Annotated in this window: 12 protein-coding genes; 10 read left to right on the top strand and 2 right to left on the bottom strand. The window is 34.7% G+C overall.

The annotated features are described in order from the left end of the window. The first annotated feature begins 279 nt into the window (after positions 1 to 279). The 8 genes from SJY30_RS01955 (at position 280) to SJY30_RS01990 (ending at position 11,293) form a co-directional block, all read left to right on the top strand. On the top strand, positions 280 to 1,323 hold the full coding sequence (locus tag SJY30_RS01955; protein ID WP_396633942.1) for a family 16 glycosylhydrolase: 1,044 nt from the start codon (positions 280 to 282) through the stop codon (positions 1,321 to 1,323). A 309-nt stretch (positions 1,324 to 1,632) separates the two neighbouring features. After that, positions 1,633 to 3,279: a hypothetical protein gene (locus SJY30_RS01960; RefSeq protein ID WP_396633943.1), complete on the top strand. Its 1,647-nt coding sequence runs from the start codon at positions 1,633 to 1,635 to the stop codon at positions 3,277 to 3,279. An 854-nt stretch (positions 3,280 to 4,133) separates the two neighbouring features. After that, a complete protein-coding gene (locus SJY30_RS01965) occupies positions 4,134 to 5,270 on the top strand; it encodes a glycoside hydrolase family 117 protein (protein WP_396635297.1) in 1,137 nt (378 codons plus the stop codon). 1 nt (position 5,271) lies between these two features. Next, positions 5,272 to 6,288 (top strand): zinc-binding dehydrogenase, encoded by a 1,017-nt coding sequence (locus SJY30_RS01970; RefSeq protein ID WP_396633944.1) that lies wholly within the window; start codon positions 5,272 to 5,274, stop codon positions 6,286 to 6,288. 25 nt (positions 6,289 to 6,313) lie between these two features. Next, positions 6,314 to 7,084, top strand: a complete 771-nt coding sequence (locus SJY30_RS01975; protein ID WP_396633945.1) for an SDR family oxidoreductase — start codon at positions 6,314 to 6,316, stop codon at positions 7,082 to 7,084. A gap of 19 nt (positions 7,085 to 7,103) precedes the next feature. Continuing rightward, positions 7,104 to 8,558, top strand: coding sequence for an aldehyde dehydrogenase (gene aldA / locus SJY30_RS01980; RefSeq protein WP_396633946.1), 1,455 nt, complete (start codon positions 7,104 to 7,106; stop codon positions 8,556 to 8,558). Further along, the gene (locus SJY30_RS01985; RefSeq protein WP_396633947.1) at positions 8,558 to 9,649 is read left to right on the top strand and encodes a mandelate racemase/muconate lactonizing enzyme family protein; all 1,092 of its coding nucleotides are present in this window, start codon (positions 8,558 to 8,560) and stop codon (positions 9,647 to 9,649) included. Before aldA ends, SJY30_RS01985 begins: the two co-directional genes overlap by 1 nt. 78 nt (positions 9,650 to 9,727) lie before the next feature. After that, positions 9,728 to 11,293, top strand: a complete 1,566-nt coding sequence (locus SJY30_RS01990; protein ID WP_396633948.1) for a sugar porter family MFS transporter — start codon at positions 9,728 to 9,730, stop codon at positions 11,291 to 11,293. Positions 11,294 to 11,313: 20 nt separating this feature from the next. Here the strand turns inward: SJY30_RS01990 and SJY30_RS01995 are convergent, their stop codons facing one another. Together SJY30_RS01995 and SJY30_RS02000 are read right to left on the bottom strand one after the other, a co-directional pair. Next, positions 11,314 to 11,790 (bottom strand): nucleoside deaminase, encoded by a 477-nt coding sequence (locus tag SJY30_RS01995; RefSeq protein ID WP_396633949.1) that lies wholly within the window; start codon positions 11,788 to 11,790, stop codon positions 11,314 to 11,316. Between the two features lie 79 nt (positions 11,791 to 11,869). Next, on the bottom strand, positions 11,870 to 12,229 hold the full coding sequence (locus SJY30_RS02000; RefSeq protein ID WP_396635298.1) for a hypothetical protein: 360 nt from the start codon (positions 12,227 to 12,229) through the stop codon (positions 11,870 to 11,872). Between the two features lie 1,019 nt (positions 12,230 to 13,248). Here SJY30_RS02000 and SJY30_RS02005 point away from each other — a divergent pair. Together SJY30_RS02005 and SJY30_RS02010 are read left to right on the top strand one after the other, a co-directional pair. Continuing rightward, positions 13,249 to 14,523, top strand: a complete 1,275-nt coding sequence (locus SJY30_RS02005) for a ribonucleotide-diphosphate reductase subunit beta (protein WP_396633950.1) — start codon at positions 13,249 to 13,251, stop codon at positions 14,521 to 14,523. Then, on the top strand, positions 14,524 to 16,320 hold the full coding sequence (locus SJY30_RS02010) for a ribonucleoside-diphosphate reductase subunit alpha (RefSeq protein ID WP_396633951.1): 1,797 nt from the start codon (positions 14,524 to 14,526) through the stop codon (positions 16,318 to 16,320). Positions 16,321 to 16,847 lie beyond the last annotated feature (527 nt).

Here is a 16,847-nt window from a genome sequence, read left to right on the forward strand (position 1 = left end):
AGTTGGTGTAATTCACTTTTAAAGTACAAAATTTTAATGGGTTTTATAGTGTTCTTTTTTGTGGCCATTTTAATGGTCTAGACAATTTTATATAGGTGATGCCCTTATTTTAAAGGACAGGTCTTATTATTTGGTCTATTCGTGTATTCTTTTAAAATACCCGTATCAGTAAATGTTCAGTACAATGTTAGTTTTTGTCTAGTTGATTTATTTACTCGATAAACCACATAAGCGTACCTTGAAAAAGTAATTATATCCAAGCTTAAAATCAACTCACTCATGAAATTCAAATTTTTAGTGCTTTCGGCATTATTTCTTTTTTTATTAACTGCATCTAATTGTAGTTCGAGCTCAGACGTACCTATTGAACCTAAAGAAGATGAGGTTGAAAACTCAGACCAAAAAGTAGAGGCAGAAGATGATGTAGAAGAAGATTATAGTACTATGGCAGTACCTGCAGACCCAGGTTCTGGATTGGAATGGGAATTTCAAGATTTTTCAGATGATTTTAATTATGAAGCACCTGCAGGAAATAAAGGTGATGCCTTTTTTAATAAATGGGATGACTTTTACCATAATAATTGGTCTGGACCAGGATTAACGGAGTGGAGTAGAGATATACCCTTTGTTGCAGACGGTCTATTGCAGATACCGGCAAAAAGAAAAGAAGGAACTAACAAAATAAGTACAGGATGTATCACCAATAAAACGAGAGTACAATACCCTGTATATATTGAGGTCAAAGCAAAAATCATGAATTCCGTTTTGGCTAACGGTATTTGGATGTTAAGTCCTGATGATACCCAAGAAATTGATTTTATGGAGGCTTACGGAGCTGAATTTTCAGAAAGTGCTCAAGCAAGTCATTCATGGTATGAGGAAAGAATGCATATAAGTCACCACGTATTTATAAGGGAACCTTTTCAAGATTATCAACCAAAAGATGCCGGTACTTGGTATATGAAAGACAATATAAAATGGAGGGAAGATTATCATACTTACGGTGTATACTGGAGAGATCCATGGCATTTGGAGTATTATATAGACGGTGAGTTGGTAAGAACCGTAGAAGGTAAAGAACAAATAGACCCTTTGTTTTATACCAATGCTACCAACCCTGGTGATATGAGTAATGATACTCGTACAGGCTTAAGTAAAGAAATGGATATTATTATAGATGTAGAGGATCAGGATTGGAGGTCTAGTCCTGCATCAGGCAATCAAGCAGATACATATACGCCTACGGATAATGAGCTCTCGGACACCGAAGGACATACACTTAAGGTAGACTGGATTAGAATTTATAAGCCAGTGGAAAAATAGTTGTTAGTTTATTTTAATTTAGTTAAGGGCATGGGGTTGTAACCATGCTCTTTTTTTGCTTTCTTGACCAAAGGTTATCTATGTCTAGTGATAATGAAGGTAGAGCTGAATGTTTAATATCTATTTCGCAGAATTTACTTGTTTAAAAAAATAAATCACTAAAAAACAATAGACTATTTTACTGTTATTGATACAACCTGTTCGATTTGCACTTTAGGTTAACTTCTTTGTCTAGCATTTTAAATAAAAAATTATAATCAATTAGTTATTGTATATTTAAACATATAATAACTACCTATTTGTACAGTTGTGAAACACCTTATTTCTAGTTTAAATCCTAATATTGATAAAGTTTTATTTGTCATCATTTTTCTGTTTAATTGTACACTCTTTGCACAAGTTACTGACAGCATAAACAAAGACGATGACGATTTTTTCATACTTCCGTATGGAAAAGAATATGAGGGTTCAACAGCGGCAATTAAAGAACTTGAAGAAAAACATAAAAGCTTGTTGCGTGATGGGGATACGTTAAAAGGTATTGACGTTTTAATGCAATTGGCAGATGTGTATGGTCATCGTGCAGATTATGCCAATTCATATGATTTATTTTGGCAATCACTTTCATTGGCAGAGCAAATAAAAAATGATTCCTTAGACGCACTTATCGCATGGCGACTTGGTAGATTCTATAGCTTTTATAAAAGAGAGAAAGAGTCTTTGAAATATTTAAATCAGGCTTTGAAGATAAGAAAGGAAATGGTCAACGAAGGCAGAACGGCACCAGCGTATTTAGTGCATAATTATTTCGCTTTTGTAAGTACTTATCGAGAGTTTGATATGCCAGAAATGGCAAGCAAGTATTTAGATAGCTGTTTTATATATTACAAAGAGGTAAAGAATCAACTACCAATGCCTCAATTGAATTTTGAGAAGGCGTTTATTTTATCTAAAAAAGGTCGGAATGAAGAAGCACTTGAGTTGTTTAAAAGTGTAGAACCTTGGTTTTTGGAACATAGACCAACCTACATGGTTTTAGTTTATACTTATTGGGGAGACGTGTTGCAGAATTTAGGAGATTTGTACAACGGTGTCAAGTATTATGAGAAGGCTATAGATATATCAGAGAAGTATAATCGTCATATTGATTTTACACCTCTTATTTATGAGCGATTAACAGAGCACTATAAGAAGCAGGGTAATTATCAAAAAGCATATGAGAATTTAAAAATAGCAAAGAAATTAGATGCACTCTTTTTTGATGGCAGAAGTTCTAAAAATAAATCTATGCTAGAAATTCGAGATGAATTTAGAATCGAAAAACAACGCCAATTAGATTTAATACAAAAACAACGATTCGAAAAACTAAAACAAGAGGAAAAAATTTCAATGTTACAGCGCATAATTTTGTCAGGCGCTATAGTTTTTATTTTAATATTGGCATTCTTCTTTTTTAGACACTTACGAAATAAGCATAAGTTAGAGAAACAACTGATTAGAAGAAATAAAGAATTAGAGATTCAAAAAGCTAACGAGCTTTTAGAGTTGAAGAATAAAGAACTAGCTGCTTCGGTGCTTCAACTTGTAGAGAAAGATGAGTTTTTAAAAGATTTAAAGGAAAAATTAAAATCTAATAAAGATAATCTTGGTCAGACAGAAATCAATAAATTATTGCGAACCATCTCTGTGAACAATAATAATAATTGGGAGGAATTTAGACTGAGGTTTACGGCAGTCAATGAAAAATTCTATAAAAAATTAACAAAGAAATACCCGAACCTAACACAAAGTGATCACAAAGTTTGTGCTCTTATAAAATTGAATTTTTCTAGTAAAGATATGGCTAGGCTATTAGGAATATCTGTAGAATCTGTACATACAACACGTTATAGATTACGCAAAAAATTAAAACTGGAAAGAAAAGAAAATCTTGAAGATTTTATCGCCCATTTATAAGGGTATGCCATAATACATCATTACGCTATTATTGTTGAATAATACCTTTGATGATATTCATTTATATATGCGTATTCGTTGCAATTTGATATTTAAATATATAGTTCAAGAATAAAAGTAGCGAACCGACTTAACCAATGTAATACTGCATATATAATCAGGGAAAAGCTTTGATAAACTTAAGAGTGTTATTTACGGTACCATTATATTAATCTTAATTCTTGCTTATTTCTTAAATATCGTTGAATTATGATTTTACCTTGATATTAACGCACATAAATTTTTTCTTCAAACAACTACTGTTACAATTGTGGTCGTTTAAATTTCAAGCTTCTATTTAGGTTTATAAATATTGCCTGAACAAAAACTAGACCTTAAAAGTTTTTGCCTAGTGTTCTTGTTAATATAGTTATTGTTTGTGTGGCAAGATGGTTATGGGGGTACTTTGTATTTAGCATGTGATATTAGTGTTTACGCTTTTTATCCGTTTGATCATATGTAGTGTTTCTTAACTAATATGTTGCGCAAATAGAAGTATAAAAGTGTTAGTTTTCAATTGAAAAAGTAGGGCTTGGTATTACTGTTTTATCCTTTTAAATACATGTACAGTTTTTGTTCAGTATCTATTTTAATGTAGATGAATTGTTATTTCTAAATTGCTTCTCATTATCGAAATGATAATCGTCTATATAAAAAATTGTAAAAATGAAATTGTTGGAAAGTAAAAAGTAAGTATTTGATAATCGCATTAACTTTTGGTTTTTGCCTGTGTCATATTTTACCAATCAACAACAAATAATTATTTAGATAGACAGCTTAGCATTTTAGTAAATGGATAAAAATCCGTGTAAACCATAAATAAACTAGCGATTAAAAAAGAAAATATTTCAAAAGAACGCCTAGACAATTTAGGTATTTCCAATGCACAATTTTTAAGTGCAGCATCAAAACGCGCATTAGAATGGCCAGATGTTGGCAATGAATGGTTTGTAGAATTTGAGCCGTTAAAACCTTTATTGGGAGATTTAGCATATGAAGAAGGGGTCTGTAGAAGAGATCCTAGCGCCATTATAAAAGAAAACGGTATGTATTACGTATGGTACAGCAAAAGTATAGGTCCTACACAAGGTTTTGCCGGAGACATTGAAAATGATAAAGTTTTTCCTTGGGATCGTTGCGATATATGGTATGCCACTTCTAAAGATGGTTGGACATGGAAAGAAGAAGGAATAGCCGTTAAAAGAGGAGATTCTGGTTCTTTTGATGACCGTTCAGTCTTTACGGTAGAGATAATGCAACATGATGGTAAATATTACCTCAGTTACCAAACCGTTAAAAGTCCATATACCGTTAGGGTAAAAAATCAAGTAGGATTAGCTTGGTCAGATTCTCCAAATGGTCCTTGGCACAAATTACCGGAACCGATTCTTTCACCCGCCGATAACGGTGTATGGTCGGGTGAGGAAGATAATAGGTTTAAAGTCGAAAAAAAAGGAGATTTTGATAGTCATAAGGTTCATGATCCATGTATTCTACCTTATAAAGGTAAATTTTATCTGTATTATAAAGGAGAGCAGATGGGTGAGCAGATTACGTTTGGTGGTCGTCAAATTAGACATGGTGTCGCCATTGCGGATAATCCTTTAGGACCCTACGAAAAATCGGTATACAATCCCATCAGCAATAGTGGTCATGAAATTTGTGTGTGGCCCTATAATGATGGTATAGCGTCATTGATTACAACTGACGGACCTGAGAAAAATACCATTCAATGGTCACCTGACGGTATTAATTTTGAAATTGTATCGAGCATTCAAAATGCACCACACGCAATAGGTTTAAATAGAACGGTGAGCACTAATGATAGTCCAGTAGAAATACTGAAATGGGGATTGACCCACATTTACAATAACGATGACTATCAAAGTATACAAAGATTTTCAGCATATAATAAAACATCACATACAGCAATAGGAGAAAAAGCAATATAAAATGATAGCAACACAGTACAAAGGCGATAAAACATTTTCTGTAATAGAAAAAGAAATGGAAGCTCCTGCAAAGGGGGAAGTTAGAATAAAAGTGGCATACGTAGGTGTATGTGGTACAGATGTACATATCTATCATGGTATGATGGATAAGCGTGTAAGTATACCAGAGACCATTGGTCATGAAATGTCAGGAACAATTGATGCAATAGGCGAAGGCGTAGACGGTTACAACGTAGGTGATAAAATTGTAGTTAGGCCATTAGATGATAGAAAAGTAAAACCATCAGATAAAGGATTTAATCATATTTGCGAGGAGCTAAAGTTTATAGGTATTGATAGCCCGGGTGCTATGCAACAGTACTGGAACGTGCCAGCTTTTACACTTCATAAATTAAAAGAAGAAACAGATTTAAAATTGGCAGCTTTAATAGAACCATTATCGGTAGCCGTTCATGACGTGCGCATGGGCGAATTAAAAGCAGGTGAGACCGCAGTAGTTTTGGGCGGTGGACCTATTGGTCTTTTGGTCGCTTTGGTAGCCAAGGAAAAAGGCGCTCAGGTTGTCGTATCCGAAGTAAATGAAACTAGAATAGCAAAGGCAAAAGAATTAGGTCTTGATGCTATAAACCCAATAAATACTGATTTGGTGGCTTATGTAAAGAGTAAGACCGATGATAAGGGCGCAGACGTCGTATTCGAGGTTGCAGGGGTGCAACCGGCATTAGATATTATGACAGAGGTTGCCGGTATTAGAGGTAGAATAGTAATGGTTGCCATACATGGTCAAAAGAAAGAAGTTGATCTTTTTAAATTCTTTTGGAAAGAACTAAAACTTATAGGAGCTAGAGTATATGAGAAAGAAGACTATGAAAAGGCCATAAGCTTAATTACAGCGAACGAATTGCCGTTTAATGATATGATTACAGATGTACAGCCGCTAAAGAACATACAAACGGTATTTGAAAATATAGATAAAAACCCTGACGGATTAAAAGTCTTGATGGATTGTCAATCTTAACTAAGAACTAAAATTTTATAAGAAAATGGGAGTACTGGATAAATTCAGTTTAAAAGGAAAAACAGCATTGGTAACCGGTTGTAAAAGAGGTATAGGTAAAGCTATGGCTGTAGGACTTGCAGAGGCTGGTGCAAACATCATTGGTGTAAGTGCCACCTTAGAGGCAAGCGGTAGTGATGTAGAAAAGGAAGTAAAAGCATTAGGTAGAGATTTTAAAGCCTATGCATGTGATTTTAGTGATAGAAAAGCGTTGTACGGTTTTATATCCGATGTAAAAAATGACTTTCCTGTTATAGATATTTTGGTAAATAATGCGGGTACCATATTAAGGGCACCGGCTGTGGAACACTCAGATGAGTTATGGGACAAAGTAATCGAGGTCAACCAAAATGCCCAATTCATCTTAACCAGGGAAATAGGTAAGGAAATGGTGAGACGTAAATCAGGAAAGGTAATTTTCACGGCATCTTTATTAACCTACCAAGGTGGTATTACAGTACCGGGTTATGCGGCTAGTAAAGGAGCTATAGGTCAGTTGACTATGGCATTCGCAAATGAATGGGCAGGTAGTGGCGTAAATGTAAATGCTATTGCACCGGGCTACATAAGTACCGATAATACAGAGGCATTACGTAATAATCCAGAGCGCGCTAACTCAATTCTTGCAAGAATACCTGCAGGGCGTTGGGGCGAACCTGAAGATTTTGCAGGTCCTGTAGTCTTTTTAGCTTCGGACGCAGCAGCATATATGAACGGTAGCATCACTCTGGTAGACGGAGGTTGGATGGGTAGATAATCAAACTAAAAACAGAAAAATGGCATCAATAAAAGAATACAAAATGTTTATAGATGGAGCTTGGGTTACTTCAACCTCTGGCGAAACCATCGATATTGTAAATCCATCGACGGAAGAAGTTTATGCAACGGTTCAAAATGGAACTGTTGCAGAGGCAGAGCAAGCCTTGGCAGCTGCAGATAAGGCACAGAAAGAATGGAAAAAAGTACCTGCAAGGCAAAGAGCAGAACTACTTTACAAATTTGCACAAGAAATAAAGGCCAATGCAGATATGTTGGCAGAACTATTGGTGAAAGAGCAGGGGAAACTGCTAAAGGTAGCTAAAATGGAAGTTGCCGTTACCGCTTCTTTTATAGAATATGCTTGTGAAGGAGCACGAAGAATAGAAGGAGATATCATCCCTTCTGATAATCCAAATGAGCAGATCTGGATCCAAAAAATACCACGTGGTGTAGTTGTGGCAATTACGGCATGGAATTTCCCATTGGCATTAGCAGGAAGAAAAATAGGTCCGGCTTTGGTAGCAGGTAATGCTATTGTGGTAAAACCAACATCGGAAACTCCGTTAGCAACTTTAGAGCTAGGTCACTTGGCTAAAAAGGTAGGTTTGCCAGATGGTTTGTTGAATATTATCACCGGACCGGGTAGGGCAATGGGTACCGCTTTGGTAGAGAACCCTATAACAAAAATGGTGACCATGACCGGTTCAACACCGGTAGGTCAACAAATAGCTAAAATGGCAGCTCAAAATTTAACGCATGTACAATTGGAATTAGGTGGAAAAGCACCATTTATAGTATTTGAAGATGCCGATATAGATGCTGCCGTAGACGCTGCATTGCATTCAAGATTCGATAATTGTGGTCAAGTGTGTACTTGTAATGAGCGTATGTATGTTCACGAAGATATTTATTTAACCTTTATGAATAAATTTATAGAAAAGACCAAAGCACTTAAGGTTGGTGATCCAATGCTAGAAGATTCCGACATGGGGCCAAAAGTGAATAAAAGCGAGTTGGAGCATATGGAGCATTTGGTAAAAGTAAGTGTAGATGAGGGCGCTACTATTGCCACGGGCGGTAAGCGTTTAACTGGCGGGGAATTTGATAGAGGCTACTGGTTCGAACCAACTGTTTTAACAGATGTAACCCAAAATATGACCATCGTGCATGAAGAGTCTTTTGGACCGATTTTACCTGTATTAAAGTTTAAGGATTTTGATGAGGTAATTGGTTATGCAAATGACTGTGAATACGGTCTGGCAGCCATGATATTTACTAATGACATGAATAAGATCATGCGTTGTAACGATGAACTTGAGTATGGGGAAATTTATGTAAACCGTGGTCACGGAGAGCAGCACCAAGGTTTTCATAACGGTTACAAGTTAAGTGGGTCTGGTGGTGAAGACGGTAAATACGGATTTGAGCAGTATATGGAAAAGAAAACGTTTTACGTAAGACATAAAGCCTAATGAGTACAAGAATAGCAAAAGTTGATTGTCAATTATTTAAGGTTCCGTTACCAGAAGTAATGAATGATGCCAAGCACGGCGATCATACTCATTTTGAATTGGTTACTACTACCATTACTCTAGAAGATGGTTCTGAAGGTACTGGATATACGTATACTGGTGGCAAAGGCGGTCATGCGACCAGAGCCATGGTAGAAAAAGATTTCACCTCTTTTCTAATAGGAAAGGATGGATCAAAAATAGAGGAGTTATATGAAGAAATGGAATGGCATATTCATTATGTGGGTAGGGGAGGTATAGCTTCGTTCGCCATTTCAACCATTGATATAGCCCTTTGGGATATTCGCTGTAAAAAAGCGAATAAGCCTTTGCATGAAATGGCTGGTGGTGCCGATAATACTTGTAAGGCTTATTGTGGCGGTATAGATTTGCAGTTTCCTATTCCTAAGCTTTTAAACAATATGAGAAGCTATTTGGATAACGGATTCAATGCCGTGAAAATAAAAATAGGAAGAGATAATCTAGAAGAAGATTTAGAGCGCATAAAAGCGGTACGTGAATTTGTTGGTCCTGACGTTACTTTTATGGTCGATGCCAATTATTCAATGACCGTTGAAAATGCAATCAAAGCTATAGAGGGCTTTAAGCAATATGATATTACTTGGTTTGAAGAACCGATAATACCCGATAATTATTTAGGGTTCGGTGAAATTGTTGATCGTACAGGTTTTCCTTTGGCCATGGGTGAAAATTTGCACACTATTCATGAATTTGAATATGCATTTGCTCAATCTAAACTATCATTTATTCAACCAGATGCCTCTAACTGTGGTGGTATAACAGGTTGGCTAAGAGTTGCCCAAATGGCTAATGAGCACAACATACCTGTTTGTAGTCATGGTATGCAAGAATTACATGTAAGTTTGGTATCGTCACAACCAAATGCGGGTTGGTTAGAGGTGCATAGTTTTCCAATAGATCAATATACCTTAAGACCTTTGGTCGTGGAGAATCATAGAGCGGTAGCTCCCGACACTCCTGGTACAGGTGTTGTTTTCGATTGGGAAAAATTGGCTCCTTTTAAAAGCTAAATTTAATTAACATAAAGATATATGCTCCATTTAATATGGAGCATTGTTTTTTAATAGTAACATTAATTTGTACGGTAAATGGGGGTAGATAAAAGTTATGTAACGAAAATTGCAGCAATAGTGGCCTTAGGTGGCTTTATACTTGGTTTTGATGCCTCCGTAATTTCTGGTACCTTAAAGTTCGTAGAAAAAGAATTTGCCCTAAACGATATTCAATTAGGTTGGCTGGTGAGTTCAATAACCTTGACAGCGGCACTTGGTACGTTCATTGCCGGACCCTTGAGCGATAAGGTTGGCAGACGGTCGGTATTAAAATATGCAGCTCTGTTATTTGCTATATCGGCGCTTTTTTCAGCATTTTCTACCACGTTTACCATGCTCATCATCGGTAGGTTGATTGGTGGTTTTGCAGTTGGTGCAGCTTTAATAATTGCACCAATGTACATCGCAGAAGTTAGTCCGCCCGAAAAAAGAGGGCAGATGGTATCCTTTAATCAATTGAACATAGTCATTGGTATTTCTGCTGCCTTTTTCACAAACTACTTAATCTTGAAATTGGGAGAAAGCAATTATGATTGGGTGAATTCAATCAATTTAAAAACCTGGAACTGGCGTTGGATGCTTGGTTTAGAGGTATTACCTGCGCTATTTTATTATTTAGGTTTGTTCAGTGTACCACAGAGTCCCAGGTGGTTGTCAATGCGCGGTTCTTTAGAGCAGGCTAAACAAACGTTACAAAAGTTCGTAGGTCTAGAAGAGGCCGCAACGCAAATGAAATCAATTGAGGAGAGTATTCTTCAAGAAGGTAGAAAAGAGAACTTACGATTTGGCGAGTTATTTAAAAAGAATATACGCCTGGTTATTTTAGTAGGTATTATCGTTGCGATTTTTCAACAGTTGGTGGGTATCAATTCTGTAATGTTTTACGCACCATTGATTTTTGAGCAAACCGGTATTGGAACTGATGCATCATTTTTACAAGCCATTCTTGTTGGTTTGGTGAACTTGGTATTTACTGTAATTGCTATGAAAATTATAGATAAGATTGGTAGAAAACCAATGTTGGTCTATGGTATGGTTGGTATGGCAATTTCTATGTTGATATTAGCATATGGTTTTGAGAATGCTACCTATACTTTGGATAGTGAAGCTTTGACAAGTTTACCTAATGAATTGGCAATTGAAAAACTAAGGGCAATAGAAAGTCAGACTTTTACCTCTGATTTAGATTTCAAAGCTGCCATTGCAAATGTTTTAGGAGATGAAAAAGCAAAACAATATGAAGCTGCATTGGTTACAGCTTCTGCAAATATGAATTCCGTACTTATTTTGTGTGGAATTTTGTTGTTTGTAGCCTTTTATGCCGTATCGATCGGTCCTGTAATGTGGGTACTGTTTTCAGAGCTGTTTCCAAACCGTATCCGCGGACTCGCAATTTCTTTTGTAGGCTTGGTAAACCTAACGTTTGCCTTTTTGGTACAACTGGTTTTTCCTTGGCAATTAACCAATCTTGGTAATTCACTTACCTTTTTATTATATGCAATTTGTGCAATAATAGGATTATTGTTTATCGTAGTAAAAGTGCCGGAAACAAAAGGGAAATCACTAGAAGAATTGGAGAGGTTGCTAGTGAAATCCCCTTAATATCTTTTATCTTAATTTTATTAATACTTCGTTTTATTATGTTTAGAAGCCCAGTTATTGAAAACTTCAACAGCTTCGCCTTGTAACATTTGTTTAAAGTGAATTTGTCTGTCTTGCATTTCAACTTCTAGTTCATCATAAATAAATTGATCATCAAAATCAATGGTTTTTGCATCAGCTTTATCACAACCATAATACACAGCTTTAGGTCTAGCCCAGTAAATAGCACCAAAGCACATAGGGCATGGTTCGCAAGAAGTATAAATAATACAATCGGTTAGCTGAAAAGAATTCAGTTTATTACAGGCATCTCTAATCACCACCATTTCTGCATGTGCTGTTGGGTCATTGGTAGAGGTAACTTTATTATGGCCTTCCGCAATAATTTCTCCATCTTTGACAACAACGGCACCAAATGGTCCGCCGGCGTTCGAGTTCATTCCCTTTGCTGCCATTTCAATGGCTCTTCTCATAAAAAACTCATGGTCTTTCGTCATTGTAACTTATTTAAAATTGTACTTACAAAATTACAGGAATAAAATAGTATTAACTTTAGTTTTCTATCGTATACGATTATTAGTTTAACATCATAGATTTTGACTTTGCCCTAAAACAGCGCTCTTCTCCTAAATAAAGAGGATTACCATGTTTCTCAGACCAAAATCCGTCTAAAATATCTTTGCTGATACATTGATAAACAGCAACACCTTTATAAATATTACGGTCTTCACCAGTGTATCTAAAGTTGATAACTAGAATATTGTTTTTAAAAAATCCAGTGCCTGTTTGTTGTTGATTAGTGCCTATAGTCCAGTTGGCATTTATTCTGGTATTATCATCTAAAGACAAAATCAGTTTTCCTTTGTAAGAATGCTGTTCGGCATCTTGGTTGCCTCCTAAGATATTATATTCTCCAACTAAATCTTCAATGGTCATATATGCTGTTTCCTTTTTCAAAAGTATTAAATATTAAATGGATTTATTTTCTGATGCTGTTTATAATATGAATGGCGTGACTTTATTATACAACATATATAATAACATGGCAATTTTAAGAATACACAATCAACGTAAAATCTTCAATTTATTTTAAGAGAGTTATACTTTAGTTTGTTATTAAAAGGAAATGACGATACTGATATTCCTTTAGATAAAAAGGTACAATTTATAGTGGTCAAAAAAAGATCACATTAAGTTAGAAGTATATTGCCAGTTATCTAATAGTAAATTATCTATACAAGCGATAAAATAACCTAAGCCATCAACATACACATTTAAAGAGCAAAATTTTCCACACTAAAATGACTTAGAATTATATATTCATTTAAAACTATTTCTGAAAATGAGTATCATAATTTGTACTATATAAATGACGAAAATGAAAAAGAATAGCTTATGAAAATTTCGGCATTAAATCGCTATATCTCAAAAATTCTTACAAAAAATGCCATTATTTACTCAGAAGTGCATTCTTAAAGTTTTGGTGCTGCAAAAGACAGAATAATCTATAAAAAGTATTTTTAGAGAGCTTTCTAAAGTTGTGGTTTAAGTTTAAAAATATAATGCTTAGGTTCATGTGAATTTTGCTATTTAATTGAGGGAAAACTACTTAAAGTCATGTAAATTTTAATATAAAATTTACATGAACATGGATAGTGGTTTTTTATAAAAAATAGCTTATGAAAAAGAACGAAAAAAAACTTTTAAAAAAGTTTTAGCTGAAGTGTTTCTTTAAAGATATTTCATTTCAAAATTTAAATAAATAATTTTAAATAATTGATTTTCAGTAAATTAAAATTGTGTTTAAGAACGGATTTTAACCATATTTTTTATGCGAAAAAACAAATTGTTGATAACCCTGTTAAAAGCTTAACGCAGTAAATGTAAAATTAAGATGATTAATTTTCGAACTTTACACCTCGCTTAATTACCCACTAATTTAACTTTGTATTAACATGAAGATAACAGAAGTCATAAAAAGGGATTTTTCAACAAAACCTTTCCATTTACACAAGATTACAAACGCCATTTTAAAGGCTATGACAGCTGTAGAACATGGTGGACCCAGTGATGCCGAAATTATATCAAATAATGTTCATTTGGCACTATTGGAAAGAAAAGAAGTCGATGCCAGCTATATTCCTACAGTAGAGGAAGTTCAAGATTTCGTTGAAAATAAATTAATGGAAGGCAGTTTCTTTGATGTAGCCAAAGCATACATTATCTACAGAAATGAACAAGCGCAGAGAAGAAAGTCAAATGTTTTTGAAAAACGTGTAAATCTTAAGCCTTATGAATACCCTGCGTTATATGAATATGTATCGGCAATTAGACATTCGTATTGGATTCATACAGAGTTTAACTTTACTAGTGATATACAAGATTTTAAAACGGGATTGACGGATATTGAGCGAAACGCAATAAAAAACACAATGCTTGCTATTTCTCAAATAGAGGTTGCGGTAAAAAGTTTTTGGGGCGATATCTATCAGAAAATGCCAAAGCCAGAAATTGGATCGGTAGGTGCAACGTTCGCTGAAAGTGAAGTAAGACATCATGATGCTTACTCGCATTTATTGGAAATACTAGGGTTGAACGAAGAGTTTAAAAACTTGAAGAAGAAACCTGTAATCATGAAAAGGGTACATTACCTAGAAACAGCCCTAAAGAATTCTAAGAGCGAGAATAATCAAGAGTATGCAGAATCGGTTTTATTGTTCTCTTTATTTATAGAGCACGTATCGTTATTCTCTCAGTTCTTGATCATTATGGCTTTCAATAAGCATAAGAATATGTTCAAAGGTATTTCTAATGTGGTAGAGGCAACTTCTAAAGAAGAGCAGATACATGGTGATTTTGGTATAGATATCATTAACATTATAAAAGATGAAAACCCTACATGGTTCAATAAGGAATTCCACGCATCTGTTCAAGATATGTGTAAAGAAGCCTTTGCATCTGAAAGTGATGTCATAGATTGGATTTTCGAAGCGGGTGAAATTGATTTCTTGCCTAAGAACTTAGTTAAGGAATTCATTAAAAAGAGATTTAACGATTCTATAGAAAGTATTGGTATTGAAAAAATATTTGACGTAGACGAAGAATTATTATCACAAACAGAATGGTTTGATGATGAAATTATCGGTACAAAACATGGAGATTTCTTCGTAAAGCGCTCTATCAATTATAGCAAAAGAACACAAAGTATAACCAGTGACGACTTATTTTAAATGAACGATTCAAAAATTAAATTAGAGACTAGCATTCAAGAAGTAGTAAAATTGAATGGTTCAGATGAACTTGTACAAGCTAGAAAGGAAGCCCTTGATAGCTTGAAGAAAGATAATGATGAAGGTTTTAAGTGGTTAAATCAAGATAGCCGTAACTTTTTGGCTTCTGGTTATTTATCTCCAGGAGTTTCTGCTGAAACCCGTATTCGCGAAATTGCGGATAGAGCTGAGCAAATATTGAACATGCCCGGTTTTTCAGACAAATTTTACGGATATATGAGTGAAGGTTTTTACTCATTGGCATCTCCGGTTTGGTCTAATTTTGGAAAAGAAAGAGGATTGCCAATTAGCTGTTTCGGTTCTAACATATCCGATGATATGGGCAATATTCTATATACGCAGTCAGAAGTAGGGATGATGTCTAAGTTAGGTGGTGGTACATCTGGTTATTTTGGTAACATTAGACATAGAGGAGCAGAGGTAAAGAATAATGGTAAAGCTTCTGGAGCGGTACATATCATGCAGCTTTTTGAATCTATGGTAGATGTTGTAAGTCAAGGTTCTGTTCGTCGTGGTCGTTTTTCTCCGTATTTACCTGTAGAGCACCCAGACATTAAAGAATTCTTGGAAATAGGAACTGAAGGTAACCCTATTCAAGAATTGACTCATGGTGTAACAGTTACAAATGAGTGGATGCAAGAAATGGTCGATGGTGATAACGAGAAGCGTTCTATCTGGGCAAAAGTATTGCAAAGAAGAGGTGAAATGGGCTACCCATATATCTTCTTTAAGGATAATGCTAATAATGGTGCTGCAGATGTGTACCAAGAAAAAGGACATAAGGTTTACGCAAGTAACTTATGTACAGAGATTATGTTACCATCAAGCGACGAATGGTCGTTCGTATGTGTACTATCTTCTGTAAACGTTCTTCATTATGATAAATGGAAAGATACCGATGCTGTAGAAACAATGGTATTCTTTTTAGATGCCGTGATTACTGAGTTTTGTGAGAAATTAGAGGTATACCGTGATTCAGAAAGTCGTGAAGATCGCCAAACGTTCTTGTTTATGGAGCGAGCATATAATTTTGCGAAAGATAACCGTGCTTTAGGTTTAGGTGTATTAGGTTGGCATTCATTGTTGCAATCTAAAATGTTGCCTTTTAACAGTCAAGAAGCATACAATTTAAATAGTGAAATATTTAAAACGATAAAAGATAAATCATACAGTGCTTCAGAAGAGTTAGCAGAGAAGTTTGGTGAGCCAGAAGTATTAAAGGGTTACGGCAGAAGAAACGCAACATTGAATGCAATTGCTCCAACGACATCTTCAGCTTTTATACTTGGTCAAGTATCTCAAGGTATTGAGCCAATATGGTCGAATACATATGTAAAGGATATCGCCAAAGTGAAAACTACTATTAGAAATCCTTTCTTGATTGAACTTTTAGAGGAAAAAGGAATGAATACCACAGCAGTATGGCATAGTATTCGTGATTTTGACGGTTCGGTTCAGCATTTAGATTTCCTTTCAGATTTAGAGAAAGACGTATTTAAAACATATTCTGAAATTGATCAGATGGATATTATCTATCAGGCAGCGAATAGACAAAACCATATTGATCAAGGGCAGTCGGTAAATATTATTGTTCACCCAGATATGCCGGTTAAAGAAATCAATAAAATACATGTAACTGCATGGAAATTAGGGTTGAAGTCATTGTACTACCAACATAGCATGAACGCGGCACAAAAGTTCAAACAAAAGAAAGATTGTGCTAGTTGTGAGGCATAGAGTCTTATAAGTTCAATAGCAGATTTATTGAAAGTGGTGTATTAACAAGGCAATCAAGCTTTGTTTATACACCATTTTTTATTTATTAAAATGAATTTATTCTATTTAAAAATCACAATTAAATTGGATTTTTTTCTTTCAATTAATCAAATGTACTGTAATAAAAAATTTTGTTTTTCTTTGTAAGAATTTTAAAATTTAACCCTTTTCTACATATTGAAATCCCAATTAATATCAGAGAAAAAACATTCTTTATCCGTTTAATAACATGATAAAGGCGGTATATTTTCTAATTTTTATTTGAAAATAAAAATTAGTCGTTAAGTATTGAATTTAAAGGGCTTATCGATAAAATGCTCTTTTTGTCTTATTATTGGTATACAATAATTGCAGTTTTACATACACTTCTCTCTTATCTCACAACATTTTATCTTCTTATACATGTGTCGGTAAGTATCTTTAAAATAATAACATATTTTTTGTAGTTCAATTTATATTTTATAAAAAAAAACTATACATCAAAAAAA

It is taken from the genome of Maribacter sp. R86514 (assembly GCF_044597005.1).
Lineage (GTDB): Bacteria > Bacteroidota > Bacteroidia > Flavobacteriales > Flavobacteriaceae > Maribacter.